Annotated in this window: 24 protein-coding genes and 1 other RNA gene; 10 read left to right on the top strand and 15 right to left on the bottom strand. The window is 63.6% G+C overall.

The window, feature by feature from the left end; all coding sequences use genetic code 11:
- Positions 1-166: 166 nt before the first annotated feature.
- Complete coding sequence (locus MKZ91_RS00280; RefSeq protein WP_336166831.1) at positions 167-1,540, top strand: MATE family efflux transporter; 1,374 nt, start codon at positions 167-169, stop codon at positions 1,538-1,540.
- 53 nt (positions 1,541-1,593) lie between these two features.
- Here MKZ91_RS00280 and MKZ91_RS00275 read toward each other — a convergent pair whose 3' ends face one another.
- Complete coding sequence (locus tag MKZ91_RS00275) at positions 1,594-2,661, bottom strand: alkene reductase (protein WP_336166829.1); 1,068 nt, start codon at positions 2,659-2,661, stop codon at positions 1,594-1,596.
- Between the two features lie 107 nt (positions 2,662-2,768).
- On the opposite strand from MKZ91_RS00275, the gene MKZ91_RS00270 reads away from it, so the two are divergent.
- Entirely contained in the window at positions 2,769-3,647 is an 879-nt protein-coding gene (locus tag MKZ91_RS00270) for a LysR family transcriptional regulator (RefSeq protein ID WP_336166827.1), read from the top strand.
- 88 nt (positions 3,648-3,735) lie between these two features.
- A complete protein-coding gene (locus MKZ91_RS00265; protein ID WP_336166825.1) occupies positions 3,736-5,469 on the top strand; it encodes an adenylate/guanylate cyclase domain-containing protein in 1,734 nt (577 codons plus the stop codon).
- A gap of 765 nt (positions 5,470-6,234) precedes the next feature.
- On the opposite strand, the gene MKZ91_RS00260 is transcribed toward MKZ91_RS00265, so the two are convergent.
- On the bottom strand, positions 6,235-6,549 hold the full coding sequence (locus tag MKZ91_RS00260) for a TetR/AcrR family transcriptional regulator (protein ID WP_336166823.1): 315 nt from the start codon (positions 6,547-6,549) through the stop codon (positions 6,235-6,237).
- Between MKZ91_RS00260 and MKZ91_RS00255 the strand changes: the two genes are divergently transcribed.
- The gene (locus tag MKZ91_RS00255; RefSeq protein ID WP_336166821.1) at positions 6,548-7,405 is read left to right on the top strand and encodes an NAD-dependent epimerase/dehydratase family protein; all 858 of its coding nucleotides are present in this window, start codon (positions 6,548-6,550) and stop codon (positions 7,403-7,405) included. The two genes, MKZ91_RS00260 and MKZ91_RS00255, sit on opposite strands and share 2 nt — an antisense overlap.
- A 15-nt stretch (positions 7,406-7,420) precedes the next feature.
- On the opposite strand, the gene cax is transcribed toward MKZ91_RS00255, so the two are convergent.
- A complete protein-coding gene (cax, locus tag MKZ91_RS00250; RefSeq protein WP_336166819.1) occupies positions 7,421-8,521 on the bottom strand; it encodes a calcium/proton exchanger in 1,101 nt (366 codons plus the stop codon).
- A 162-nt stretch (positions 8,522-8,683) separates the two neighbouring features.
- The gene (locus tag MKZ91_RS00245) at positions 8,684-9,160 is read right to left on the bottom strand and encodes an Lrp/AsnC family transcriptional regulator (RefSeq protein WP_336166817.1); all 477 of its coding nucleotides are present in this window, start codon (positions 9,158-9,160) and stop codon (positions 8,684-8,686) included.
- A gap of 107 nt (positions 9,161-9,267) precedes the next feature.
- On the opposite strand from MKZ91_RS00245, the gene MKZ91_RS00240 reads away from it, so the two are divergent.
- The 3 genes from MKZ91_RS00240 to MKZ91_RS00230 all read left to right on the top strand — a co-directional run bounded on the left by MKZ91_RS00240 (position 9,268) and on the right by MKZ91_RS00230 (position 12,776).
- Positions 9,268-9,828 carry an RBBP9/YdeN family alpha/beta hydrolase gene (locus tag MKZ91_RS00240; protein ID WP_336166815.1) on the top strand — a complete coding sequence of 187 codons (561 nt, stop codon included), beginning with the start codon at positions 9,268-9,270 and terminating at the stop codon, positions 9,826-9,828.
- A 111-nt stretch (positions 9,829-9,939) separates the two neighbouring features.
- Positions 9,940-11,988, top strand: a complete 2,049-nt coding sequence (locus MKZ91_RS00235; protein ID WP_336166813.1) for an ATP-binding protein — start codon at positions 9,940-9,942, stop codon at positions 11,986-11,988.
- A 386-nt stretch (positions 11,989-12,374) separates the two neighbouring features.
- The gene (locus MKZ91_RS00230) at positions 12,375-12,776 is read left to right on the top strand and encodes a VOC family protein (RefSeq protein ID WP_336166811.1); all 402 of its coding nucleotides are present in this window, start codon (positions 12,375-12,377) and stop codon (positions 12,774-12,776) included.
- Between the two features lie 31 nt (positions 12,777-12,807).
- On the opposite strand, the gene miaA is transcribed toward MKZ91_RS00230, so the two are convergent.
- The gene (gene miaA / locus MKZ91_RS00225; protein ID WP_336166809.1) at positions 12,808-13,719 is read right to left on the bottom strand and encodes a tRNA (adenosine(37)-N6)-dimethylallyltransferase MiaA; all 912 of its coding nucleotides are present in this window, start codon (positions 13,717-13,719) and stop codon (positions 12,808-12,810) included.
- Here miaA and serB point away from each other — a divergent pair.
- Entirely contained in the window at positions 13,718-14,605 is an 888-nt protein-coding gene (serB, locus tag MKZ91_RS00220; protein ID WP_336166807.1) for a phosphoserine phosphatase SerB, read from the top strand. The two genes, miaA and serB, sit on opposite strands and share 2 nt — an antisense overlap.
- Positions 14,602-15,177, top strand: a complete 576-nt coding sequence (locus tag MKZ91_RS00215) for a GNAT family N-acetyltransferase (RefSeq protein ID WP_336166805.1) — start codon at positions 14,602-14,604, stop codon at positions 15,175-15,177. Before serB ends, MKZ91_RS00215 begins: the two co-directional genes overlap by 4 nt.
- Positions 15,178-15,495: 318 nt before the next feature.
- Here MKZ91_RS00215 and MKZ91_RS00210 read toward each other — a convergent pair whose 3' ends face one another.
- The 10 genes from MKZ91_RS00210 to MKZ91_RS00165 form a co-directional block, all read right to left on the bottom strand.
- Positions 15,496-16,392 (bottom strand): LysR substrate-binding domain-containing protein, encoded by an 897-nt coding sequence (locus MKZ91_RS00210; protein WP_336166803.1) that lies wholly within the window; start codon positions 16,390-16,392, stop codon positions 15,496-15,498.
- Between the two features lie 741 nt (positions 16,393-17,133).
- Positions 17,134-18,738, bottom strand: a complete 1,605-nt coding sequence (locus MKZ91_RS00205; protein ID WP_442892182.1) for a DegQ family serine endoprotease — start codon at positions 18,736-18,738, stop codon at positions 17,134-17,136.
- A 246-nt stretch (positions 18,739-18,984) separates the two neighbouring features.
- On the bottom strand, positions 18,985-19,371 hold the full coding sequence (locus tag MKZ91_RS00200) for an ACT domain-containing protein (RefSeq protein WP_336166802.1): 387 nt from the start codon (positions 19,369-19,371) through the stop codon (positions 18,985-18,987).
- A gap of 6 nt (positions 19,372-19,377) precedes the next feature.
- Positions 19,378-19,563, bottom strand: a complete 186-nt coding sequence (locus MKZ91_RS00195; protein ID WP_336166800.1) for a DUF2065 domain-containing protein — start codon at positions 19,561-19,563, stop codon at positions 19,378-19,380.
- A 7-nt stretch (positions 19,564-19,570) separates the two neighbouring features.
- Complete coding sequence (gene hflC, locus MKZ91_RS00190; RefSeq protein ID WP_336166798.1) at positions 19,571-20,494, bottom strand: protease modulator HflC; 924 nt, start codon at positions 20,492-20,494, stop codon at positions 19,571-19,573.
- Positions 20,491-21,606: an FtsH protease activity modulator HflK gene (gene hflK / locus MKZ91_RS00185; protein WP_336166796.1), complete on the bottom strand. Its 1,116-nt coding sequence runs from the start codon at positions 21,604-21,606 to the stop codon at positions 20,491-20,493. Before hflK ends, hflC begins: the two co-directional genes overlap by 4 nt.
- 156 nt (positions 21,607-21,762) lie before the next feature.
- On the bottom strand, positions 21,763-22,299 hold the full coding sequence (locus MKZ91_RS00180; RefSeq protein WP_336166794.1) for a dihydrofolate reductase: 537 nt from the start codon (positions 22,297-22,299) through the stop codon (positions 21,763-21,765).
- A complete protein-coding gene (locus tag MKZ91_RS00175; protein ID WP_336166792.1) occupies positions 22,292-22,897 on the bottom strand; it encodes a glutathione S-transferase in 606 nt (201 codons plus the stop codon). Before MKZ91_RS00175 ends, MKZ91_RS00180 begins: the two co-directional genes overlap by 8 nt.
- A gap of 171 nt (positions 22,898-23,068) precedes the next feature.
- Positions 23,069-23,863: a thymidylate synthase gene (locus MKZ91_RS00170; RefSeq protein ID WP_336166790.1), complete on the bottom strand. Its 795-nt coding sequence runs from the start codon at positions 23,861-23,863 to the stop codon at positions 23,069-23,071.
- A gap of 164 nt (positions 23,864-24,027) precedes the next feature.
- Complete coding sequence (locus MKZ91_RS00165) at positions 24,028-24,336, bottom strand: DUF2853 family protein (protein ID WP_336166788.1); 309 nt, start codon at positions 24,334-24,336, stop codon at positions 24,028-24,030.
- 128 nt (positions 24,337-24,464) lie between these two features.
- Here MKZ91_RS00165 and ssrA point away from each other — a divergent pair.
- Positions 24,465-24,823: a transfer-messenger RNA gene (gene ssrA / locus MKZ91_RS00160) on the top strand.
- Positions 24,824-24,951 lie beyond the last annotated feature (128 nt).

Below are 24,951 nucleotides of genomic sequence, written 5' to 3'. Positions count from 1 at the left end.
TTGGGGCTACCTCCACTGCGGGCTTCAGATCCCCGCCGCTCGCAGACGTCTTCGTCCCGGTGAAATCTGACATCTGACGATATCCTTCGCCCCGAGCGCATTTCGTGTGGCAGGCAATGCGAGCCCCTCCTCTTCCTGATCGAAATGCGATGACTAGGAGCGCGAGATGTCTGAAGACACCGCCAGAGAGAATGCATTCCTGACTGCGCCGCTCGGCGCGATCTTCGCCAGGACGGCGCTGCCGATCATCTTCGTGATGAGCATGAGCGGGCTGCTGACCGTCGTCGACGCCATCATGCTCGGCCTTTATGTCGGCACCGACGCCGTCGGCGCCGTGACCACGGTCTTCCCAATCTTCATCCTCACCGTGGCGCTGTCGACGCTTGTCGCCGGCGGCATGGCGAGCCTGCTTGCCCGCCATCTTGGCGCCCGCCGTTTTGCCGAGGCACGCAGCATCTTTGCCGGCGCGCATCTCCTGGCGCTGGCGATTGCAGCCGGACTGATCCTGCTCTTTGCCGCCTTCGGCGAGCAACTGGTGCTGACGCTTGCCAACGGCCCGGGCCCGCTTGCGCGGATGGCCAAAGGCTATATCGCCATCCTCATCGTCTGCTCGCCCGTCCAGCTCCTGCTGGCGATCCATTCGGATGCGCTGCGCTGCGAGGGGCGCACCGGCCTGATGGCGGGCCTCAGCCTCATGGTGTCGCTTGCAAACATCGCGCTCAACTATGTGCTGATCGCGCCCTTCGGCATGGGCGTCGCCGGCTCCGCGGCCGCAACCGTGCTCGCACAGGCGCTGGCGCTCGCCCTCATCGTTCTTTTCCGCCTTGCAGGCCGCACCGAGCTTCGCCTTGCGGCAATCTTCCGGCACAATCCGCTCGCCGGTTGGAAGGGCATGGTTGCGCTCGGAAGTCCCCAGAGCCTCGGCTTCCTCGGCATGGCGCTCGTCTCCGTCACGGTCATGGCGGCGCTGCAAAAGACGGCGACGGCAAGCTACGACACCACGGTGGCTGCCTATGGCATCATCACCCGCATCATGACCTTCGCGCTTCTCCCGCTGCTGGGGCTGAGCCAAGCAATGCATGCGATCGTCGGAAACAACATCGGCGCGGGCCTCAAGGATCGGGCAGACCGGGCCCTGCGCTTCGCGCTCTTGCTGGCCCTTGCCTATTGCCTCGCCGTCGAGGTGGTGCTTGCCGGCCTTGCCCGGCCGATCGCCGCGGTCTTCGTCGGCGATGAGCCTGTCATCGCCGACGTCGCACGCATCATGCCCGTGATGGTCGCAATGTACCTCGTCTCCGGCCCGCTGATCGTGCTTGGCAGCTATTTCCAGGCGATCGGCGATGCCGGGCGGGCGGCAATCCTAGGGCTTTCCAAGCCCTACCTCTTCACCATGCCGCTCATCGCGCTCTATGCGTCGCGCTTCGGCGAACGCGGCATCTGGTTCGCGACGCCGACGGCGGAGGCGCTGCTGCTCGTCGTCGCGATGCTGGTGCTGTGGCAGGCATCGCGGCAACGGGCCGTTGCAGGCCGGGCATCGTAATGGAAACACGATCGACCCCTGATGGGGTCGATCGGCTTGCGCGGCCGAAATGGCTAGGCCGTAGCGGCGAGCGCCGGATAATCGACGTAGCCCTTCCGGGTGCCGCCGAAATAGGTCATGCGGTCGGCCTCGTTCATCGGCGCATCGGTCTTCAGCCGATCGATGAAATCCGGATTGGCCAGCACCATCTGCCCGTAGGCTTCGAGGTCGGCGAGCCCGGACGAAAGATCGGAGCCGATTTCGTCACGTCCGCGACCGGGCCTGTTGAGGATCAACGGCTGTGTCCAAAGCTTGCGGATCGAAGCGAGCAGCGCCTCGTCGCCCGTATGCATGATGTGCAGATAGGCAAGACCGAGCCTGTCGAGCTCGGCCACCAGATAGCGGTAAAGGTCGGGCCCCTCCGCACCCTCATCGATGCCCCACATCGCAAGGCCCGGGGAGAGGCGAATGGCGGTGCGGTCGGCGCCAATTTCGTCGGCAATGGCTGTCGCCACCTCGATCGCAAACCGCGCCCGGTTCTCGATCGGCCCACCATAGTCGTCGGTCCGGCTGTTGGCGCTCGGTGCCAGGAACTGATGGACCAGATAGGCGTTGGCGCCGTGGATCTCGATGCCGTCGGCATCGGCCTCGATGGCGCGACGGGCCGCATGGCGGAAGTCGGCGACGGTCTGGCGTATTTCCTCCGTCGTCAGCGCCCGCGGCGTCGGAATGTCCAGCATGCCCTTGGCCGTGAACATGCCACCTCCGGGCGCGATCGCCGACGGCGCAACGCCCTGGCGATGATGCGGCGTGTTGTCCGGATGAGACATGCGCCCGGCATGCATCAGCTGGATAAAGATGCGGCCGCCCTTCTCATGCACGGCAGAGGTGATCGTCTTCCAGCCGGCGACATGCGCATCGGTGTAGATGCCGGGCGTGGTGAGATAACCCTGGCCGTCGTCGGAAGGCTGCGTGCCTTCGGTCACGATCAGGCCGACGCTCGCGCGCTGGGCGTAGTATTCGGCGGCAAGCGGACCCGGCGTGCCATCGAATTCAGCGCGGCTGCGGGTCATGGGCGCCATGGCCAGCCGGTTGGCAAGCGTGTAGCGGCCGACGCGGACGGGATTGAACAGCAGGCTCATCAGGATCTCCTTTGGGCATTCCAAACGTTCAAACCCTTGTCCACTATTCCGCCATTGGGATAAATTGGGTCATTCGGAAATTACCGTTCCATCTATGGAGCAATGCGATGACCCATCTGAACGACATGGCGCTGTTCGTCGAAGTGGCGAAAGCCAGAAGCTTCCGCAAAGCCGCAGATGTCGTCGGCATGCCAAACTCCACCCTGTCGCGTCGCATCAGCGCGCTGGAAAAGGCAATCGGGCTGAGATTGCTTCACCGTACGACACGCAAGATCGAGCTCACCGAAGCGGGGGCGCTCTATTTCGAGCGCAGCAAGCGCATCGTCGACGAAGCGCGGTTGGCCCACGAGCAGCTCGGCGCCATGCTGGACCAGCCGAGCGGCCTGTTGCGCGTCTCCATGCCGGTCGACTTCGCGACCATCTACCTGACGCCGCTGATCGCCGAATTCGCCCGGCTTTATCCCGGCATCACCTTCGATTTCGACCTGACGCCGCGGCGCGTCGATCTGGTGACGGAGCCCTTCGACGTGGTGATCCGCGCCGGCGAACTGCAGGATTCGCGCCTGATCGCCCGCCTGCTTGGCCGTCATTCGCGCTATCTTTATGCGTCCCCCGCCTATCTCAAGGCCTTCGGAGAGCCACGCGATCCGGCGGAACTCGCCAAACGGGATTGCATCTGCATGCCGCGCGCAAGCGACTGGACGCTGCATGGGGAGAGCGGCAGCAAGATCGAGATTGCCGTCGGCGGCCGCTTCACGGTCAACAATGTCGGGATGATGTGTGCGCTCGCGGTGAACGGCCAGGGGATTGCCATGCTGGCCGAGCGCATCGTTTCAGGCGACGTCGCCGAGGGCAGGCTGATACGGGTGCTGCCGCAATGGCAGGGCACGTCCGTTGCAATCCACGCCATCACCGAAACACGGCTGCTGCCGGCCAAGACCCAGCGTTTCATCGAGTTCCTGCAGGAGCATATGGGCAGGACCTAGCCCCCGCCCGCCTCCCCAGCGCTTGGCGAGATTATCTTCCGGGCACCATGAGAACACGCTAAAGTATCCGTGACAGGCGGAGAACGGGATGGTGAACGAGCGCGTCGAGCGACGACTTGCGGTCATCATGGCGACCGATGTCGTCGGCTTTTCCCGCATGGCGGAAGCCGACGAGATCCGCACGCTCGGCACGATGAAACGGCTGCAGGCTTCCATTTTGTCGCCTGAAATCACCGGTCGCGGCGGGCGTGTCGTCAAGCTCATGGGCGACGGGTCGCTGGTGGCCTTCAACTCGGCGGTCGAAGCGGTGGATTGTGCCATCGCGCTGCAGCAGGCGCTGGCGTCCGACCAGCACCAACAGCCGCCCGATGACCGCTTTCTGCTGCGCATCGGCATCAACCTCGCCGATGTCGTCGTCGAGGGCGACGACCTGCTCGGCGACGGCGTCAATGTCGCCGCGCGCCTGCAGGCTTCGGCCGCGCCTGGCGGCATCTGCATCGCCGATGCGGTCCACCGGCAACTTGGCGCCAAGAACATCAAGACCTTTCTCGACGGCGGCGAAATCAACCTGAAGAACATCCTGCGCCCCGTCCATGTCTGGCACTGGGCCGAGGCCCCGGCGATCGGCCCCTCTGCGTCGCAGATCGCAGCGCGCACGTCGATTGCGGTGCTCCCGTTCGAAAATCTCAACGGCGCGCCCGATCAGGACTTTTTCAGCGACGGCATCACCGAGGACATCATCGGCGGGCTCGCCCGCTTTCGCTCGCTCGCCGTCACCGCTGCAAGCTCCTCCTTCAGCTTTCGCGGCAAGACCACGGACATCAGCGAGATCGGCCGCAAGCTCGGGGTCACCTATCTCGTCGAGGGCAACGTGCGCCGCGCCGGTGCGCGCATCCGCATTTCCGCCCGATTGATCGAGGCCGCGAGTGGCGCCCATCTCTGGTCGGATCACTACGACCGCGACCTGACCGACATTTTCGCCGTGCAGGACGAGGTGACCCGGACGATCGTCTCCCTGCTCGTCGGTCAGATCGAGAGCGCCGACCTGCGCCAGGCGCTGCGCAAGCCGGCAACGAGCCTTGCGGCCTACGAGTATTTTCTGCGCGGCCAGATGCACATGCGCGGCTACGCCCCCGACGACAACCGGCTGGCCCACGCGATGTTTAAGGAAGCCGTCGACCGTGACCCGCATTTTGCGCTCGCCCACAGCTACCTGGCTCTCTCCGACCTGGCCCGGCATGGCTACGGCAACGCCCCGCCGGAAATCCTCGACGAAGCCCTGGCGATCGCCCGCAAGGCGGTCGCGCTCGATGAAAGCGAAGGCGGCTGCCAGCGCCTGCTGGCGCTTGTTCATGTCAATCGCCGGGAGTTCGATCTCGCCGAGCGCCACTATCGCCGCGCCTATCTCATCAATCCCAACGATGCCAATACGCTGGTGCAGATGGGCGGGCTTTATGCCCGGCGCGGCAATCTTGCCGAGGCGATGGAGTGGATCGACGAGGGTTTCCGGCTGAACCCCTTTCCGCCGCCCTGGTACAGCGCGACGCTCGGCAACGCGCTCTATATCCTCGGCCGCTTTGACGAGGCGGCAGCCGCCCTCAAGGAACTGCCCAATCCGGGGGCCTTCACGCTCGCCCGGCTGGTTGCCTGCCATGCCCAGTCCGGCAATACGGCCGCCGTCGAGAAGATCAGGCGCCAACTCCTGCAGCTAAAGCCCGATTTCTCGACCGAGGATTTCGTCCAGCATGGACTGTTGCTCGAGCAGGACGAGCTTCGCGATCTCTTTCGCCAGGGACTGCTGAAGGCGGGGCTCCCCGCTTGACGTCTGCCTTCGCCACAGCCGCTCGTTGTCTGAACCGCGAAAACCCGAGCAGCGGCGGCATGATGAAGCCGCGTCCGTCGTAGACCTCCAGTCGTTCCACGGTGCAGTGGGCGGATACGTCGTTGATATGCGCATCCGACATCTGCCAGTGGCTGAGCACGTCCCCGGAATTGCGATAAAGCTGAATGCTCACCGCCTGCATCGCCTTCTCGTCGATGAAGGCCTGCACCATCAGCCGCGGCGCGTGGTCTTCGACGAAGGCAATCGCGCGCGCCACGGCTTCACGAAACGCGTCGAGATGGCCTGGGGTGGTGATCGTCATCAGGTTTCGCAAAAGCAGCTGCTCGCTCATGCGTCCTCCATGCGGTTGCTCCCTGGAGCGGATTCGAACCGGGAAACCGACGCTCGGTGCGTCATCATGGAGGTGTGTAGGACCTCAACCGATCTTGAGGTCAAGCCGCATCGAAGCCCCAAAGTTTTTACGGGTCGGCGCCCACGCATGCACCTCGCATTAACACTTGCCGTGGAAGATTAGCATTGCTGCATGAAGCAGCTTCCAAACAAAGGCAATGATATGCTTGACCTCTCCGTGCTCACACCACTGCTTCTCAGTTTCGGCGCGATCTACCTGTTCTTCCGCTGGGTCGTGTTCGACATGAACGCCCCGAAATAGCCCCAAGCATCCCAGTCTGCCTCCGTGCAGGCCTGCGATCCATGCGGAGCGCACGGAGGCTTCCCCAACGCGTTGGCCCTATTCGCCGCCTCCTATTCGTTGACAAGGCGGGCGACGAGATCGCCAAGCACGCGCTCCAGCGCGGCGTCGTGATCCTTGCCGAGGGCTTGAAGCCCCACCACCTGGCGCATGATCTGCACTCCGGCGACGAGCGACATCAAAAGCCCCGCGCGCTGAGCGGCATCCGGGCCTGAAAGGGCCTCTGTCACGTTCTTCTGGTGGTGGCTTTCCACCACCTTTCGCGCGATCTCGACCGCGCGCTCATTGGAAATCGACCGGAGCATGATCAGGAAGCCGTCGAGCGCGGTTGCCTCCGGTTCCGTCACCTTCAAGAGCGCCTTGCTCATGCGGGCCGCCCTGTCCTTCGCAAGGGCCGACCTGACGGATGATGACGGCTGGGCCGAAGCGGTAAGCGGCTGTACCTACGTGCTGCATGTCGCCTCGCCGCTCGGCGTCGCCACCGGCAGCGGTCGCGACGCCTATGTGCGCCCCGCGCGCGAAGGCACGCTGCGGGTACTGTCTGCTGCCGTCGATGCCGGTGTGCGCCGCGTGGTGATGACCTCGGCTGCGGCGACGACGCGACCGCCGCTTGCCTCCGGCCTTGTCAGCGACGAGACCCGCTGGACCGACCCGGACGACCCGCAATTCGACAATTACCGCGTGTCGAAGATCCTCGCCGAGCGCGCCGCCTGGGCGTTCATGGCGGGCAAGCAGACGGAACTGGCGACCGTGCTGCCCGGCGCCGTCTTCGGTCCGGTGCTTGCGGCGGACAATCTCGGCTCCGTCCGGATCATCGGCGATCTTGTCGCCGGGCGTCCCCGCTTCCTGCCGCGCCTCGGCTTCTGGGTGGTGGACGTGCGCGATCTCGCCGATCTGCACGTGACCGCCATGATCGCGCCTGAAGCCGCCGGCGAGCGTTTCATCGCCGCCGGCGACTTCCAGTGGATGGGGGATATCGCCGCCACGCTGCGCACGGGCCTTGGCCCGGACGGTCGAAAGGTGCCGACGCGACGGTTGCCGACAACGCTGGTGCGACTGCTGGCACCGCTAAGCGCCGATTTGAAGCCGCTGGCACCGCTTCTTGGCCGCAAGTTTGCGCTGACATCGGAAAAAGCGCGGCGCGTGCTCGGCTTTGCGCCCCGGCCGGTGAGCACGACCGTTATCGATTGCGCCCGCAGCCTGATTGCGGCCGGCGGGCGCTGAGGTTCTCGGCCAGCCTTAGGGCTGCACCTGCGGCGGCAGCAGAAACAGCGTCATGGCGAAGATCACATAGACGGTGAGCGCCAGGACGCCCATGTACCAGGCGGAGCGCCCGCCGTTGGAAAGCAGCGTCGCGGCCATGGTCGCGACCAGCATCATCACGACGGCGCCCGGCCAGAACTGCAGGTCCATCGGCTGCGGCCCGAGCACGTAGCTGAGCAGCACCAGCAGCGGCGCGACGAAAAGCGCGATCTGCACGGCACTTCCAAGCGCGATGCCAACGCTCAAATCCAGCCTGTCCTTGCGCGCGGCGGAAAACGCCGTCGCCATTTCGGCCGCAGCACCAACCAGCGCCACCACCACGAACCCGACAAAGGCGGGCGTCATGCCGAGCTCTTCGGCTGCCACCTGCACCGAGCCGACGAAGACCTCGCTGACGAGCGCGACGAGCACGGTGACGACCAAAAGCACGCCGATACCGGTGGCCAACGGCCAGTGCGCTTCCTCCCCACCATGCTCGGCCCCGGCAGAGACAAAGAGTTCGCTATGGGTCCGGAGCGAAAACAGCATCCAGAGCCCATAGGTGACAATCAGGACGACCGAGAGGCCGGCGCTCAGTTGCTGGGTGAAGGCCGTCTGCGGCTGGCCGTCGGCGGCACCGATCAATGAGGGCACGAGTACGGCGACCGTCGCCATGAACAGAAGGCTCGCCAGGAAGCGCGCGTTCACCCGGTTGAACTCCTGCAGATGAAAACGGAGCCCACCCAGGAGAAACGAGCCGCCAAGCATGAACAGCGTATTGGTGACGATGGCGCCGGCGATCGAGGCCTTGACCAGAAGATATTGCCCGGCGGCAAGCGCCATCAGCGCGATGACGAGTTCCGTCAGGTTGCCGAGCGTGGCGTTGAGCAGTGCCCCGACCGTGTCGCCGGTGCGCGCCGCCACCGCCTCCGTCGCCTGGCTCAACAGTGCGGCCAGCGGCACGATCGCCGCAACCGACAAGAGAAAGAGCAAGGTATGCGCTTCCGGCCAGATGTGTTCGCCGGCAATGGCGATGGGCACGAAGATCAGCAGCCATAAAATGGGCGTCCGGATGATCGTGGCAATCGCACCGCTCATGGCTTCCCCCTCGCCCGTTGAGCATCCTCGGCCAGCGACACCTCTCACGGTCATTTGAACGCCGATGCTTGGCCTATGGTTGAATTATCCCGCGTCGGGCCCCGATCCGCATTGACTTTCGTCAAGTCGAACGGCGCCGTTTTCTCTCGCCTGGAACCAGGATCAAACCCGCTGGATCAGCGCCCGCCCGATCGGCTTCGGTGCTTCGCCGCTCAAGACCAGCGACGTCGTCACCGCCCCATAGCGCGCAATCGTGTCGACGATCGTCTCGAGTTCGCCGGGCGTCGGCACCAGCACCTTGAGGAGAAAGCAGTCCTCCCCCGTCAGCCGCAGCACCTCGATCACCTGCGGCATCTCGGAGAACTGCTTGAGGCAGGCGCGGATATGTTCGTGCGTCGTCTTCAGCCGGATCACCGCCATCATGCCAAGGCCGAGGCTCGCCGCGTCGATGCGCGCGCCATAGCCCGAGATGATGCCGCGCTCCTCCAGCCGCTTGACCCGTTCCGAGGTCGCCGGCTGCGACAGGCCGATGCGCCGGCCCAGTTCCGAAATCGCGATGCGCCCGTCCTCCTGCAGCACCTCGATGATGGCGATGTCGGTCGGGTCGATCGGGGAACGGTCGATGCGGGCAATTGCCATGTCTCACCTTTAATCCATCGGCAAACGGGTGCGTTTGCCGATGATTGCGCATTCCAGCTTCCAGCGGAAGCTGTCACTCTCGCGGAAATCGAAGATGAGAGGAAAGCATGAGCGAAATCATCATCCTGCCCGGCATCGGCGGCTCCGGCGAGACTCATTGGCAGACCCACTGGGAGCGTCATTACCCGCACGCTCGACGCTTCCAGCCGGAGAACTGGGACCGACCGGACCGTGCCGACTGGATAGCAGCACTCGACCGCGCCGTTGCCGAAACGGAGGCACCACCCCTGCTTGTCGCCCACAGCCTCGCCTGCCTGCTCGTCGCGCATTGGCAGAGGGTTTCCGCCCGCCTCGTCGCCGGCGCCTTCATGGTCGCCGTTCCAGACCCGGGCTCGCATGCTTTTCCGCTTGAGGCGGCAAGCTTTGCAGGCGTGCCTGAAGAAGCATTCCGCTTCCCCTCCCTCATGATCGCAAGCTCTGATGATCCCTATGGCAGCCTCGCCTATGGGCGGCTGCGAGCGGCCCAATGGGGCAGCCGCATCATCGAAGTCGGCGCGCTCGGGCACATCAACGGCAAGAGCGGGCTTGGCGATTGGCCGGCAGGACGTGCTCTCTTCCAGTCATTTGCCATGGAGGCAGTCTGTCCAAAGGCGGCGCCCGGCGAGTAAGGTTTGGCGCAATCCCATTTCGTGACACACTCTCCTTTGCGGCAACGCCAGGAAACCACTTGTTAAATCCCTTGGGCTAACATGAGTAGCGGTATTGCCGGGGTTTGTGCGTTGCTGAACAATGAACTTCATTCCTCGATCCGTGCCGGAGAGCAGGATCGCCGTGATGGCCTGAAACGAGGCAACCGGTTCCTCGGACGGGTGGTCGCGTGCAACGGCTCGCGCGCCACGGTCGCCGCGGTCGCCGAAAACGGCGAAACGTCACTCACCGAACTCTGGTCCGTCGGGCGGCTGATCTCGATCTCGGTCGGCAGGAACCGCGTCGTGGCGCTGGTCTATTCCATGCAGACCGCCTCCAGCGAATGGGGCGAGGAAACCAGCAACGTCTTTCGCATCGAAGTCGAGCTGATGGGCGAAGTCAACGTCGGCCCCGATGGACGCGAGACGTTTTCTGCCGGTATCAGCCAGTATCCCTATCTCGGCGCGCTCGTGCACCGCATTCGCGCGGCCGACCTTGCCCGCATCTACGATTCCGGCCGCAACGACAGTTGCATCATTGGAAAGCTCACGCAGGACGAGAGCCTCGACGCGACCATCCATGTTCCCTCGATGCTGGCCAAGCACTTCGCCATCGTCGGCACGACCGGTGTCGGCAAGTCGACCGCAGTCACGCTGCTGCTCAACAAGGCGATCGCCTCGGATCCGAAGCTGCGCGTACTGATCCTCGACCCGCACAACGAATTTGCCGCCGCCTTCCCGGAGCTTGCGGTCGTCATCGACACCGACACGCTCGACCTGCCCTTCTGGTTCTTCCGCCTCGATGAATTCGCCGAGGTGATCTTCCGCGGCCGCCCGGCACCGCCGGACGAGCTCGACATGCTGCGCGACATCATTCCCGAAGCGAAGAAGGCCTTCCGGGGTGGCGAATCCGGCCTGATGCGGCGCCAGACGGAGAAAAGCTCGATCACCGCCGATACGCCGGTGCCCTACCGCATCGCCGACCTTCTGGCGCTGATCGACGAACGTATCGGCCGGCTCGAGGGCCGCAACGAGAAACCGCACCTGCGCTCGCTGAAGGTCAAGATCGTCTCGGCGATCAACGATCCGCGCTACCATTTCATGTTCTCCTCGAACACGATCACCGACACGATCCAGGACACGATCGCCAAGATCTTCCGCATCCCCGGCGACGGAAAGCCGATCGCCACCTTCGAGCTTGCCGGCATTCCCTCGGAAGTCGTCAATTCCGTCGCTTCTGTGCTCTGCCGCATGGCCTTCGAAATCGGCCTGTGGAGCAATGGCGGCATCCATATGCTTGTCGTGTGCGAAGAGGCGCACCGCTACGTGCCGGCCGATCCCTCGCTCGGCTTCCTGCCGACCCGCCAGGCGATCGCCCGCATCGCCAAGGAGGGCCGCAAATACGGCGTCTCGCTCGGCGTCATTACCCAGCGCCCCGGCGAGCTTGACCCGACGATCCTGTCCCAGTGCTCGACGGTCTTTGCCATGCGCCTTGCCAACGACCGCGACCAGGAAATCATCCGCTCGGCCATTCCGAACTCCTCGACCTCGACCACCAGCTTCATCTCCTCGATCGGCAATGGCGAAGCGATCGCCTTCGGCGAGGCCGTCGCGGTGCCGATGCGCATGCGTTTCAACCGCATAGCCGAGGAGCGCCTGCCGCGCGCCCACGGCATCGTCGACCGGATCGACGAGGATGCACCGCCGACTGTCGATCTCAGATCGATCGTCAGCCGCATGCGGTCGATCAGCGGGCCGGATATTTCCGGCTTCCAGCAGAGCTACATGGCGGCAACGACCGGCAGCGAAGAGCGTCTCTGGGACAGCGAACTCGGAGCCACATCTGCAGGCGAGACGGAGCATGGCTTCGCCGACGCGGCGCTTGCCACAGAGCCCTATCGCCCGGACATGCTGCCACGCAGCACCATTTCCGCCAATCCGGAACTCGAACGCTTCAACCAGATCCGCCAGCAGTTGCTGAATGAAAAGCCCGCAGCCGCGGACCCGGCGCCCCGCTACGGATCATTTGCAGCATCTGCCGGCCAGGCGCCGTCTGGCACCACCAGCGATAGGCCGCGCGAAGGGTCGCTGCGTGAGAGCCTGTTGAAGCGCCCGCTCGGCAGCATCATTCGCAAGCCCTAGACGTGTCGCGCAAAGGTGCGCGGCGGGCTTGCGATAATGACGGGCAGCAAATGCGCTTTCGCCCTTGGTGTCCCGCAACGGAACCTTTGCGCGACCATGTCGTTGAAGGACCTGGAGCAGCCGGCTTGAAGGTGAAGTCGCTTGAAAGCAGGAAGATGCTCTTCAATCAAAGTGCTCCAGCGCCGCGCGTCTTTTAAGACGCGCTAAGGACGCTGTAACACTTTAAAGCTGCTGCATAACCTTACCCTTAGATCGATCCCGATCTAAGGAATTATGCAGTAGGACGCCCCTTGTGCGTTCGTGTCGGCGCAAGGCGCTATAGTCCCTGTGAGTATCCATCGGGCAGGCCCGCCAGTTTGGCCGCAAGCCCGCATGTGGAGGCCGGCATGGTCACAAGCGTTACCCCTTTCCTGATGTTCCAGAACGGCGTGGCCGAGCTCGCCATGGCGTTCTACGTTTCGCTGTTCCCGAATGCCGAGGTGCTGGAAGTCGAACGCTATGGACCGGGCGAACAGGGGCCGGACGGCAGCGTCAAGGTTGCCTTGTTCAGACTCGGGGATCAGCGTGTCAAATGCATCGACAGCCCGGTCCGGCACGCCTTCGATTTCACCCCATCCTTCTCCTTCTTCGTCGAATGCCAGAGCGAAGACGAGCTCATCAGCCTGGCAACACCGCTGGCCGAAGGCGGCATGGTGCTGATGCCGCTCGACAATTACGGCTTCAGCCAGCGCTTTACCTGGGTGAGCGATCGCTTCGGCGTGTCCTGGCAGCTCAATCTCGCCCAATGAGACCAAGCGACCGCATCGACGGCGGCGTCCCTCAGAGTGCGGCTGCGGCGTTTTCGATGCGCATCCAGCTCTCGTCGAGCTGGTTGCGGAACCAGGTCATCTGCCGCTTGGCATATTGCCGCGTGGCCGCCGACGCGGTCTCGATCACCTCGGCCTTGCCGATCTCGCCCTTGAGCAGGGATGCGATCTGGCTGACGCCAATTGCCTTCATCACCGGCATCTCCGCCGGCAGGTCGAGCGCCAGCAAGGCCTCGACCTCCCCGATCGCGCCGCCTGCAAGCATCATCTCGAAGCGGCGGTTGATGCGCTCGTGCAGCAGCTTGCGCTGCGGCAGCACCACATACTTCTGCGACCGGTCGGGGTCGACGATGACGGGGCCGCTCTGTTTTTGAAAGAAGCGGATCGGCCTGCCGGTCGCCTCGACCACTTCGAGCGCCCGCACGATCCGCTGACCGTCGCCGGCCCTAAGCGTCGCCGCCGTCTCCGGATCCGACGTTTCGAGCTCCCGATAAAGACCCTCCGGCCCTTCCAGCTTCAGCCGCTCGCGCAGCCGCTCGCGGATGGCAGCAGGAATTTCGGGCATATCGGAAAGTCCGCCCGTCAGCGCCTTGAAATAGAGCCCGGTGCCGCCGACGAAAACCGGCAAGCGCCCTTCCGTCTTCAGCCGCGCGACGAGCGCCTCTGCCTCGCGGACCCAGGCGCCGGTGGAATAGGCCGATGCCGCCGGAACATGGCCGTAAAGACAGTGCTCGATGCCGGCCATGTCCGCTTCATCCGGCCGCGCCGTCAACAGCCGCAGCGTATCGTAGACCTGCATGCTGTCGGCATTGACCACCACGCCGCCATGGCGCCGCGCCAGTTCGACGGCAAGCGCAGACTTGCCGCTGGCGGTCGGCCCGGTTATCAGGATCGCGTCGCTCTCGGTATCAAGGTTGTTGTCCATGGCTCTCGTTGCCACGCTTATCGCCAATCCGTCAAATCCTGTTCTGACGCCAGCCCTCGCGGAAGCCGCCGCCGATGCCGTCAAGGCATCCGGCCTCTACTGGCTGGCCGACGGCATCGCCTGTGATATCGCACTCACCGACGGCACCGATCCGGATGCCGCCGAAGCGCTGCTGCGTGGCCAGATCGGCAACGCGCCGGTTGATGTCGCCGTCCAGGACGCCGAAAGCCGCCGCAAGAAGCTTCTGATCGCCGACATGGATTCGACCATGATCGGCCAGGAATGCATCGACGAACTGGCCGCCGAAGTCGGCCTCAAGGACAAGGTGGCGGACATCACCGCCCGCGCCATGAACGGCGAGATCGCCTTCGAGCCGGCCCTGATCGAGCGCGTCGCACTGTTGAAGGGCCTGCGGCTTGGCGTCGTCGACGAGGTGATCGCCAAGCGCATCACCCTCACCCCGGGCGGGCAGCAACTGATCGCGACGATGAAGAGCAAGGGCCACTATACCGCGCTTGTCTCCGGTGGCTTCACCGTCTTTACCGGCCCGATCGCCGGCATGCTCGGCTTTGACGAGAACCGCGCCAACACGCTTCTTGCCGAAGGCGGTATCCTCACCGGCGAGGTCGCTATGCCCATTCTCGGCAAGCAGGCCAAGGTGGATGCGCTTCTCGACATCGCCGGCCGCCTCGGCATCTCGACGGCAGAATCCATGGCCGTCGGCGATGGCGCCAACGATCTCGGCATGATCCAGCTTGCCGGCACCGGCGTGGCACTGCATGCCAAGCCCGTGGTTGCCGAGCAGGCCAAGGTCCGCATCGACCATGGCGATCTCACCGCCCTTCTCTATCTGCAGGGCTATCGCAAGACGGACTTCGTCGGATGATCATCTCTGAGACCGAGCGGCTGCGCATCCGGGCCTGGAAGGAAAGCGACCGTGATCTCTTCTTTGCGATCAACAGCGATCCCAAGGTGATGGAGTTCTTTCCCTTCCGCCGCAGCCGCGCGGAATCCGACGCACTCTTCGAGCGCGTCGGCCGCGGCATCGCCGAAACCGGCCTGGGCTTCTTCGCGATTGCGCTGAAGGGCGATGACCGACCGATGGGTTTCTGTGGCCTCGCGCTCACGGATCTGGAACCGCACTTCCCGAATGGTACCGTCGAGATCGGCTGGCGGCTTTCGACCTCCTATTGGGGCAAGGGCTACATCACGGAAGCGGCCCTGGCACTGCTACGCTACGGGTTCGAGAAAAAGGGCTTGAGTGAGATCGTCTCCTTCGCCGTCGCCGCCAACACCCGCTCGACGGCGGTCATGCAGCGTATCGGCATGCACCGCGACGCCAGCCGCGACTTCGATCACCCCCGCGTTTCGGCCGATTACCCGGCGCTGGTGCGCCACGTGCTTTATTGCATCAGCGTCGAGCAATGGCGGGCGCAGCGCGCAGCGGACGCGATCTGACGCGTCTCCAGTCGTTGGCCGTCCCGCTTCCGCGCATTAAGTGAGGCGCCCAACCATCGACGTGGTGACGGAAAGCCCCTCATCCGCCTGCCGGCACCTTCTCCCCGCGCGCGGGGAGAAGGACGCAAGAAGCGAGCTTGCCGACGATGGCGACATCTTACAGGCCCGGTTTCCCTCACCGCACGACTGGCCGTTACATCCGCGGCATGTTCGGCATCTGGACCGGGCAGCGCCAGCGCTCCCAGCGGCTCTCTTCCTGCCTGCGGGGAGAGATGTCCGGCAGGACAGTGAGGGGCAGGTACCAACGCCTGAGCGTGCCTACCGCCCCGCCCCCGGATAGCTGCGTTCGATCCAACCAACAAATGCCCGCGCTGCATCCGTGAGCGCCTCGAAGCGTCGGGTCACAAGAAAGAAAGTTCCATAGGGCACCGAAACATCGAAGGGCTGGATCAGTCTTCCGGCATCGATGTCGTCGCGTGCATGGTCTCGATCGATCAGGCCGACGCCGCTGCCCCTCACCGTCGCCTGCAGCACCATCGAGCCATCGGCAAAGATCGCGCCGCGCTCCAGCCTGATGGGTGCGGCACCCGCGGCTGCGAACCATTGCTCCCAGAGCTGGCGGTTATCCTCGTGCAACAGCGCGTGCTGCAGCAGGTCTTCGGGCAGGTCGAGCGGTCGCCCGGCGGCAGCCAGTGCCGGCGCGATCACCGGGATCATCTCGACCTTGGCCAGCGGCCGCACTTCCACCCGCGGCCAGCGATCGGTGGTCAGGCTGTGGCGGATGGCGATGTCGGCCTCGCCTGCGCGAAACTCGGAAAGCCGCGGGTCGGCGTCGATCACCAGGTCGATCTCCGGGTGTTCCTCCTGAAACGCCAGCAGATGCGGCACCAGCCAGCATCCGGCAAAGGACGGCTCGGCGCTCACCTTCAGCGTCTGCGTGAGCCGATGTCCTGACAGCGCGTCAAGTCCCTCGCTGACCATGTCGAAGGCCGCGGTCAGCGTGCCGAGTAACGCCCGCCCGTCGGCCGTGAGCCGGACGCTCCTGTGATGCCGTTCGAACAGCGGTTGGCCAATCAGGTCCTCGAGTTCGCGCACCTGCCGGCTGATCGCGGCCTGCGACACGAACAGTTCCGCAGCCGCCAGCGTAAAACTCTCCAGCCGCCCGGCCGCCTCGAAACTCCGCAATGCTGTCAGAGGCAGGCGACCGCGCTTCATGCATAACCTCAAGTTATCCGAAGGCGACTGTAAACTCGTTTGAGGGATGCCGGCAAGTGCGGTGAAATGCTAGAGCATCCCGTTTTCAAGTGGATCCACTGAAAGCGGGGAAGATGCTCTGGAATCAAAGTGCTGGAGCGTCCTTTTGCGTTCATGTGAACGCACGGCGCTCCAGTCAGAAAGGAGATGCGGCCATGCTTGTGATCATCGAAATCCTGTTCGAAGCCCTGCGGCTGGCGACCTTCCAGCCGGCGCGCAAGTCGCCTCGCCCGGATCCCGCGCATGTCAGCGGCGACTGCTAAGATTGCCGAATTGCAGAGTTCGCCCTCCCAAGCTTCTCCCTCGCACACTGCCGGATTTCGCCCCTCACGCTAACTCTCCCCGTCAGCGGGGAGAGGGAACGCACACGGCCGCTCAACCTGCTTTAGGAGCTTCGAGAGCGGAGAAGCGGAGAAGCGGAGAAGCGGAGAAGCGTCCGTGGCGAAAACGGAGGGGTGCGACAACGTCTGTTCTCCCCACCTGTAGGGAGAAGGTGCCGGCAGGCGGATGACGGCCACCCCTCACCGCGCGAATTTTCGGTGCAATTGAAGATGGCAGCGACGCTGAATCAAAAGCTGAAGAACCGGAATCGACTTTTCAGCCGAATGAGCGATGCATCTGAAACGATTCCGGAAATCCCATTATGCACCAGTGCGCTGCAGCACACCGCAGATGCCGCAGCCACACGTCGTGGCGGAACTCCTACTCCACCCTCACCGTCACGAAGCGCAGTTCGCCGGTCTTGTTGGAAAGCATCAGCAGCGCATTGCGACGGCCGCTGGACTTCAGTTCCTCCACCCGGTCGGCAACGTCGTCGGGCGTGTCCATGGCTTCCTGCCCCACCTCGACAATCACGTCGCCAGGTTCAACCCGTCGTTCCGCAGCGGCGGAGTTCGGCGCAACCTCGGTGATGACGACGCCGTCCACATCCTCGGCGATTCCGTATTTCTTGCGGGTTTCTTCATTGAGCGTCGTCAGCTTCATGCCAAGGATGAGATCCGTTGCCGGCAGCGGCGCGGCCTCGGGCTTGTCCGATTTCTGCCCCTCGTCGGTGGTTGCCGCCGCAGGCGCGCTTGCGAGTTCACCGTCCTCAAGGCGTCCGAGCGTCACCTTGACGGTCTGCTCCTTGCCGTCGCGGATCACCACCACGTCGACCGCCTTGCCGACGGGGCTTTCGGCAACGGCGCGCGGCAAATCGCGCATTTCCGTGACATCGCGGCCGTCGAACTTGACGATCACGTCGCCCGCCTTGATTTCGCCGTTGGCAATGGGACCGCCCTCGATGATGCCGGAGACCAGTGCGCCCCGCGGCGCGGCCATCTTCAGGCTCTCGGCGATGTCGTCGGTCACCGGCTGGATACGCACGCCGAGCCAGCCGCGCCGGGTCTCGCCGAAGTCCTTCAGTTGCAGCACCACGTTGGCGGCAAGCTCCGTCGGCACCGAGAAGCCGATACCGATCGACCCGCCGGAGGGCGAGATAATTGCGGTGTTGATGCCGATCACCTCGCCCTGCATGTTGAACAGCGGCCCGCCGGAATTGCCGCGGTTGATCGCCGCATCCGTCTGGATGAAGTTGTCATAGGGGCCGGCATTGATGTTGCGGCCGCGCGCCGAGATGATGCCGACGGACACCGAACCGCCAAGGCCGAACGGGTTGCCGATCGCCATCACCCAGTCGCCGATGCGCATCTTGCGGGAATCGCCGAACGAAACGGCCTTCAGCGGCGCCTTCGGCTCCACCTTCAGCACCGCAAGATCGGTCTTGGTATCCTTGCCGATCAGCTTGGCCTTGAGCTTCGTGCCATTGGCGAAGTTGACTTCGATATCGTCGGCGCCTTCGATCACGTGATTGTTGGTGACGATGATGCCCGAGGGATCGATGACGAAGCCGGACCCGAGCGAATCGACCGTGCGCTGGCGGTTACCGCCCTGGCCGCCCTGCCCCTTGAAGAACTCGTCGAAATAAGGCTGGTAGGGCGAGCCCTCCGGCACCTGCGGCGCCGGCGCGTCGTCGTCGTTCTTGACCTTCTGCGAGGTCGCGATGTTGACGACGGCATCAAGCAGACCGGCAGCAAGATCGGCGACGGAAGCAGGTCCGTTCGTCGGCGGACGGAGGGCGGTGTTCTGGGCGAGCGCCGGACTTGCGAAGGCGAGCGCTCCCGTGAGCGCAAGGACCCCCACGGAGACGCCGAGCGAGTGAACTCGGGATTTCGATCGCGTGGACAATTCGCTTAAGCTCCTCTGGCTGATTACCGCGGGCGGCCGCCTGCGCGACCGCTCATTTCCTGCGCTGTGGCATCCCGGCATCCGCCAAGCGGCCCCGAGCGCCATAGCGCTTTGATTCCCCGCATGATTTGCCCGCGGACCGGATCAGTCCAGACGATTATGCGGCAGGTGTCGCCAACGCAATCCGCAGACCGCGCGACGTCCGATTTTCCCCTGAAGATAAGGCGGAATTCGGAAGCGTCCACACACGATTTTCTGATCTGGAGCGCAAGAGGGCAAGAGGCCTGATGACGTCGACCAGGGGCCCTTGAGATCAGGCCCGGCCGGTCAGGTGGTCAGTTCGTGACCGTGCTCTTTCAGCGCACGCACCGCCTTGTCCAGGTCGGAGCCGGCAACGAAGATATAGTCGGTGCTGAAGGTGGAATTGGCAAAGATGCCGACGCCTGCGGCCGAAAGCGGCTCAAGCACGGAAGCAAGTACTCCAGGCACGTCGAAGGCAAAGTGCTGTTCGATGCGGAAGCAGCGCCAGCCGAGCGAACTCTGGACACTGGACGGCACGCGGGCGGCGCGGCAGACCAGTGTCATCTCCTCGCGCGAGCTCGACACGGTCCAGAAGCCCGGCCCCGGCAGCCATTCCGGGAGGCTGGAGCCGATGTTGAGGCGGGTGATGGCGTATTCGGCATCGACCAGCCGGATCAGCAGTTTATGTGGCATTTCGCATTATCCTCGAAGCAACCATACAAGTCCGACCCCGGCAGCCACGGAAATGAGCCCCGCCAGTCGAAGCTGATGCTCGGGGACATACGGCAAACGCTTCGCCATTTCCACCAAAACCAAAGGGGCCAGTGCGTACACCAGCCCCTCGATGATCAGGAAGAAAGCAAATCCCGTCAGAAAGTCTGACATTGCCCGCCTAGTTCCCGGTTGTTGCCTGCGGTGCCGCGTCTGCCGGCGCGGTGCCTTCGGAATCGTTGAAGTAACGGAAGAATTCCGAATGCGGCGACAGCACCAGCGTCGTGTCCGAGCTGCCGATCGACTGGGTATAGGCCGCCATCGAGCGGTAGAATTCGAAGAACTTCGGATCGCGCGCAAATGCGTCGGCAAAGGTCTTCGTCCGTTCGGCTTCGCCCTCGCCTCGCAGGATTTCCGAATCGCGGTTGGCGTCGGCGACGATCTCGACGACCTGGCGGTCGGCAATCGCGCGGCGGCGCTGGCCTTCTTCGTTACCGCGGGCGCGGATCAGTTCGGCTTCCGCCAGACGCTCGGCCTTCATGCGGTCGTAGGTCTGCTGCGAGACTTCCTGTGTCAGGTCGGTGCGGCGGATGCGGACATCCTCGATGTTGAGGCCGAGCGACTCGGCGTCTGCCTTAAGGTCGGTGCGCACTTCGCGCATCATCGATGCACGCTCGTCCGAGAGCGCCGCCTCGAAGCCGCGAAGACCGTAGACGCGACGCAGCGAGGCGTCGAGACGGGTCCGGAGACGCGATTCCGCTGCGTCCCGGTCACCCGAGACGGTTTCGCGGAAGCGGCGGGGATCGGCGATCTTGTAGACGACGAAGGCGTCGACTTCATAGAACTTGCCGCCGGAGACCTGGACGCGGATGTTGTCGAGATCGAAGCGTAGCGCCTGGTCCTCGACATACTGCACGCGGTCAGCGTCCATGAAGGCGAACGGCAGCTTGAAGTACAGACCCGGCTCGGTCTTGACGTCCTTGATCTGGCCGAAGCGCACGACGATTGCCTGCTGGCGCTCGTTGACGACGAAGACCGAGGAATAGATGCCGACGAAGACCACGGCGAGCAGGATCAGGATGACGGAGGTACGATTGTTGATCACTGTGCTGCTCCCGACACTGCTGCGGCACCCGACGACGTGGCCGGACGACCGATTTCATTGAGCGGCAGATAGGGCAGAACGCCCTGGCCGTTCTTCTCGTCGAGGATGACCTTCTTCGACTTGCCGAGAACGCCCTGCATCGTTTCGAGATAGAGACGCTTGCGGGTGACGTCCGGCGCCTTGGAATATTCGTCATAGACCGAGATGAAGCGCTGCGCCTCACCCTGGGCTTCCTTGACGACGCGGTCCTTGTAGGCGGCCGCCTCTTCGCGGATCTGCGCGCCCTGACCACGGGCCTTACCCAGAACCTGGTTGGCGTACTGGTTGGCTTCCTCGACGAAGCGGTCTTCGTCCTGCTCGGCGCGCTGCACTTCGTCGAACGCATCGGCCACTTCGCGCGGCGGTGCTGCGTCCTCGATCGCAACCGTGTTGACGGAAACGCCGGTGCCATAGGTGTCCATGGTCGCCTGGATCGTGCTCTTCACGTCGGCAGCGATCGCCTGACGGTTGTCACGGAAGATGTCCTGTGCCGGACGGCGGCCGACCACTTCGCGCATGGCGCTTTCTGCGACCCGCTGCAGCGTGTCGGACGGGTTCTCGACATTGAAGAGGTAGGCCTTCGGATCGGTGACCGAGTAGAGCACCGAGAACTGCACGTTGACGATGTTCTGGTCGCCCGAGAGCATCAGGCCCGAATTGGACTGACCACCAGTGCGCCCGCCAATGTTTTGCTGCTGCTCCGTCACCTTGACGATCTCGACGGTTTCGAGCGGCCAGAAGTGATAGTGCAGGCCCGGCATCGAGATCTCGTCCTTCGGCTTGCCGAAGCGCATCTCGACGCCACGCTCGTCCGGCTGAACCGTATAGATCGAATTGATCAGGACGAAGCCGACGATCAAAAGGCCGATGATCGCAAAGATGCCGCCGTTGAAGCCGCCGGGAACGACGTTCTTAAGCTGGTCCTGGCCACGACGGATGATCTCTTCCAGATCCGGCGGGCCGCCCTTGCCGCCGCCGCGCGGCCGGTTCGGCCCCTGGCCCCAGGGCCCCCCCTGATTGCCACCGCCGCCGCCCCACGGGCCGCCGCCGCCATTCTGATTGCTCCAGGGCATCAAAACCTCTCTTTTGAAAACTTCCCACGCTGAACGGCCGCGCCACCGCACGGTCGTTCATGATGTGAAACCGTTATAGGTATCCCCTGCACCGCTTTCAACGCGATACGCCCGAGTTCACCGTAAATGGTTCAAAATAGTTGACGATCCGCTGCGTCAGGCTGTCGCACGTCGCCTGAAGGTGACGAAATGCATGCCGTGGCTGTCCCTTTCGCCTTGCGGCAGGTCTTCCTCGAACACCTTCTCGAAGACTTGCGGGTCGATATCCGGGAAACGCGTATCGCCCTCCACCTCCGCCTGAACCTCGGTCACATGCAGGATGTCGGCAAGCGCGATTGCCTGGCGATAGATCTCGCCGCCACCGATGACGCAGATCTCATCCGCCCCGGCTACCGCCGCCTCGCGGTTCGCAAGCGCGATCGCCGCATCGAGCGAGGGCACGACGCTTGCCCCTTCGGCGACGAAATCGGCATTGCGGGTGATGACGATGTTGGCGCGGCCGGGCAACGGTCGGCCGAGCGAGGCCCAGGTCTTGCGACCCATGATCACGGGCTTGCCGATCGTCAGTGCCTTGAAGCGCTTGAGGTCGGTGGAAAGCCGCCAGGGCAGATCACCGTCACGGCCGATGACGCCGTTGGCGGCGACCGCCACGACGATCGATATCCTAGGGGCGGCGCTTTTCGTATCAGTCATGAAATCCATCCGGTTTGCTGTCGATTTCCCGCGCCCGGTCATAGGCCGCCCGGTCCGTCACCACGCGGATGTAGCGATCGACCACCGTGCTCTCGGGCAGGATCTTGCGCATCCATTGCAGCGCACTTGCCAGAAGCAGGTCGGCGGCGCTCATCGTTTCTCCGAGCAGGAAGGTCTGGCGCGTGAGCACGTCGATCACGTGGGCGCACATTTCGCTGTAGAGCCGCGCCTGCGCCGGGTTGTTGATCGTCGCGCCGGAGATATGGGCAAGCGCCGTCGGCTCGATCACGCCGGCATAATAGGCAAGCCAGGAGAGATAGGCGCCACGCTCCTTGTGGCCGGGTGGCCGGCCGAGGCTGCAATCGGGATAGAGGTCGGTCAGATATTGCACGACGGCCGCCGACTCCCAGACCAACGCGCCATTGTGCAGGAGTGCGGGCACCTGCTTGTGCGGATGCGGATTGTTGTCGTCAGGCGCGCCCGAGCCATCCCAGCGGCGGATCGAGACGTAGCGGATCTCGTATTCGGCGCCCAGCTCCTCAAGCAGCCAGACGATGCGCGACGAGCGTGACCGTGGCGCATGGATGAGCGTGAGCATCGATACCTCCCTTGGGCGACAGCCCTCCCCGGCCGGCCCATGCGTTGACCGTCGCCCTTGGTCGGCCTCGGCGACGAAACCTCCCGCCGCGTCCCGCTCCAAGGGACTGCGCGCCACAGGCACGGAAACGAAACCAGGAATGCGGGCCTGGCCCGCCGCAGTGCCAGTATGTCAGACGGCGATCGGCGCCTTGATGGTTGAATCAGCTTCGTAGCCGACGAGCGTAAAGTCTTCGAACCGGAAGGAAAACAGGTCCTTCACGTCAGGATTGATCTCCATCCGCGGCAGCGCCTTCGGGGTGCGCGTCAGCTGCAGCCGGGCCTGTTCGAAATGGTTGTGATAGATATGCGCGTCCCCGAGCGTGTGGACGAAATCACCGAGCTTCAGGCCGGTTACCTGCGCCACCATCATCGTCAAGAGCGCATAGGAGGCAATGTTGAAGGGCACGCCGAGGAAGATGTCGGCCGAGCGCTGGTAGAGCTGGCAGGAAAGCTTGCCGTCGGCGACATAGAACTGGAACAGGCAATGGCACGGCGGCAGCGCCATCTCGTCGACCAGAGCCGGGTTCCACGCAGAAACGATGTGACGACGCGAGTTCGGGTTGGTTTTGAGGCTCTCGACGAGCCCCTCGATCTGGTCGATGTGGCGTCCGTCCGGCGCCGGCCAGGAGCGCCACTGGTAGCCGTAGACCGGACCGAGGTCGCCGTTGTCGTCGGCCCACTCGTCCCAGATGGTGACGCCGTTGTCCTTGAGATAGGCAATGTTGGTATCGCCCTTGAGGAACCAGAGCAGCTCGTGAATGATCGAGCGCAGATGCAGCTTCTTGGTGGTCAGCACCGGGAAGCCTTCGGAAAGGTCGAAGCGCATCTGGTGGCCGAAGACCGAGCGCGTGCCGGTTCCCGTCCGGTCGCCCCGGTCGGTGCCGTTCTTCATCACATGGTCGAGTAGGTCGAGATATTGCTGCATGGTCTGGCGCCGCCGATTCGTATCGTGCCAAATTTAGGGTGAAGCCGGCGGCGAACCAATGACCAGCGGATGATTTTCCCGCGATATTCGCGGTCATCCCGGAAGAAATGAGGAAGTGCACGCCTTTCACCCAGGCGCCCGGGCCTGTCGCTCCGGCTGCCGACCTAGAGCGTCTGCAGCTTTCCGAGATTTTTCGCCACCAGATAGTAGAAGGTCACGCGGGATTTCGAACGGTCGGCAGACATGGCATTGACCGTGGCGGCGATCGCCGCATCGGCATCCGCTCCGACGACGCCGAGCTTCTTTTCGCACCACTTTTCCCTGACGCGTTCGAGTTCCTTCGGATCGGTGGCAGACACCAGCGAGGAATCCTTGTTGCGCAGCGCAATGCCAAGATGGCGCACGATCTTGTTCACAACGGCTTCGTCGGCGCCGCTGTCATATTTCTGCACATCTGCGAGATAGTCAGTCATGATGCCTCCACCTTACGCTTGCTTTCGAAACTGCCGCGGATTTCGCCAATCGCGTGCAGGAGCGGGAGTTTTTCACGGCTGCCTGGCAAGTCAAGGCTTTTGGGACAAAGTCATATATCCGACATATCCCCCTTTTCTTGGGCCCCGGAAAGACCTATATGAACGGTGCCGTCTTCGGGCGGCTATGGCAATAAACGGGCGATGAAATAAACCCATTGGACCCGGGGGCGGTACCCGGCGCCTCCACCAAAAACCGATCCCTGGCGATCGGCTTTTGATGGGGGCGAAATAGGATCGACAAGGGCGTAAAGATCGACTTTTTGCTCGGCATTGTACCACCGTTATCGGGCTAAACTTATAGTTGCAAACGACAACTATGCTGAAGCACGTCTCGCTGCTTAATCGCGGTGCGACACTTCAAATCAAGTCCTTCCGGGTAGCACCGTAAGGCGGGGTCCGAAGGCACCTGGCAACAGAAGCCTTCACCTTCTCCCCCGCCTCGAAATGGTCTATAGATGCTTGAATAATTGACTCGTCTAATCCAGATGGGCAATGAGAAGCCTACGCAGACAGTAAGCCAAGCAAGACAGTAAGATCGAGTTCGAGGAAAGACGG

The sequence above is a fragment of the Ensifer sp. MJa1 genome, from assembly GCF_037026475.1.
Taxonomy (GTDB): Bacteria; Pseudomonadota; Alphaproteobacteria; order Rhizobiales; family Rhizobiaceae; genus Ensifer.
Note: the sequence above shows the minus strand (reverse complement) of the source record. Positions and strands in the feature narration are given on the sequence as shown.

Excerpts from the sequence above, each read along its gene's own strand:
- MKZ91_RS00280 (WP_336166831.1), top strand. The coding sequence starts at position 167 with ATGTCTGAAGACACCGCCAGAGAGAATGCATTCCTGACTGCGCCGCTC.
- MKZ91_RS00275 (WP_336166829.1), bottom strand. The coding sequence starts at position 2,661 with ATGAGCCTGCTGTTCAATCCCGTCCGCGTCGGCCGCTACACGCTTGCC.
- MKZ91_RS00270 (WP_336166827.1), top strand. The coding sequence starts at position 2,769 with ATGACCCATCTGAACGACATGGCGCTGTTCGTCGAAGTGGCGAAAGCC.
- MKZ91_RS00265 (WP_336166825.1), top strand. The coding sequence starts at position 3,736 with ATGGTGAACGAGCGCGTCGAGCGACGACTTGCGGTCATCATGGCGACC.
- MKZ91_RS00255 (WP_336166821.1), top strand. The coding sequence starts at position 6,548 with ATGCGGGCCGCCCTGTCCTTCGCAAGGGCCGACCTGACGGATGATGAC.
- MKZ91_RS00260 (WP_336166823.1), bottom strand. The coding sequence starts at position 6,549 with ATGAGCAAGGCGCTCTTGAAGGTGACGGAACCGGAGGCAACCGCGCTC.
- cax (WP_336166819.1), bottom strand. The coding sequence starts at position 8,521 with ATGAGCGGTGCGATTGCCACGATCATCCGGACGCCCATTTTATGGCTG.
- MKZ91_RS00245 (WP_336166817.1), bottom strand. The coding sequence starts at position 9,160 with ATGGCAATTGCCCGCATCGACCGTTCCCCGATCGACCCGACCGACATC.
- MKZ91_RS00240 (WP_336166815.1), top strand. The coding sequence starts at position 9,268 with ATGAGCGAAATCATCATCCTGCCCGGCATCGGCGGCTCCGGCGAGACT.
- MKZ91_RS00230 (WP_336166811.1), top strand. The coding sequence starts at position 12,375 with ATGGTCACAAGCGTTACCCCTTTCCTGATGTTCCAGAACGGCGTGGCC.
- serB (WP_336166807.1), top strand. The coding sequence starts at position 13,718 with ATGGCTCTCGTTGCCACGCTTATCGCCAATCCGTCAAATCCTGTTCTG.
- miaA (WP_336166809.1), bottom strand. The coding sequence starts at position 13,719 with ATGGACAACAACCTTGATACCGAGAGCGACGCGATCCTGATAACCGGG.
- MKZ91_RS00215 (WP_336166805.1), top strand. The coding sequence starts at position 14,602 with ATGATCATCTCTGAGACCGAGCGGCTGCGCATCCGGGCCTGGAAGGAA.
- MKZ91_RS00210 (WP_336166803.1), bottom strand. The coding sequence starts at position 16,392 with ATGAAGCGCGGTCGCCTGCCTCTGACAGCATTGCGGAGTTTCGAGGCG.
- MKZ91_RS00205 (WP_442892182.1), bottom strand. The coding sequence starts at position 18,738 with ATGCCGGGATGCCACAGCGCAGGAAATGAGCGGTCGCGCAGGCGGCCG.
- MKZ91_RS00200 (WP_336166802.1), bottom strand. The coding sequence starts at position 19,371 with ATGCCACATAAACTGCTGATCCGGCTGGTCGATGCCGAATACGCCATC.
- MKZ91_RS00195 (WP_336166800.1), bottom strand. The coding sequence starts at position 19,563 with ATGTCAGACTTTCTGACGGGATTTGCTTTCTTCCTGATCATCGAGGGG.
- hflK (WP_336166796.1), bottom strand. The coding sequence starts at position 21,606 with ATGCCCTGGAGCAATCAGAATGGCGGCGGCGGCCCGTGGGGCGGCGGC.
- MKZ91_RS00180 (WP_336166794.1), bottom strand. The coding sequence starts at position 22,299 with ATGACTGATACGAAAAGCGCCGCCCCTAGGATATCGATCGTCGTGGCG.
- MKZ91_RS00175 (WP_336166792.1), bottom strand. The coding sequence starts at position 22,897 with ATGCTCACGCTCATCCATGCGCCACGGTCACGCTCGTCGCGCATCGTC.
- MKZ91_RS00170 (WP_336166790.1), bottom strand. The coding sequence starts at position 23,863 with ATGCAGCAATATCTCGACCTACTCGACCATGTGATGAAGAACGGCACC.
- MKZ91_RS00165 (WP_336166788.1), bottom strand. The coding sequence starts at position 24,336 with ATGACTGACTATCTCGCAGATGTGCAGAAATATGACAGCGGCGCCGAC.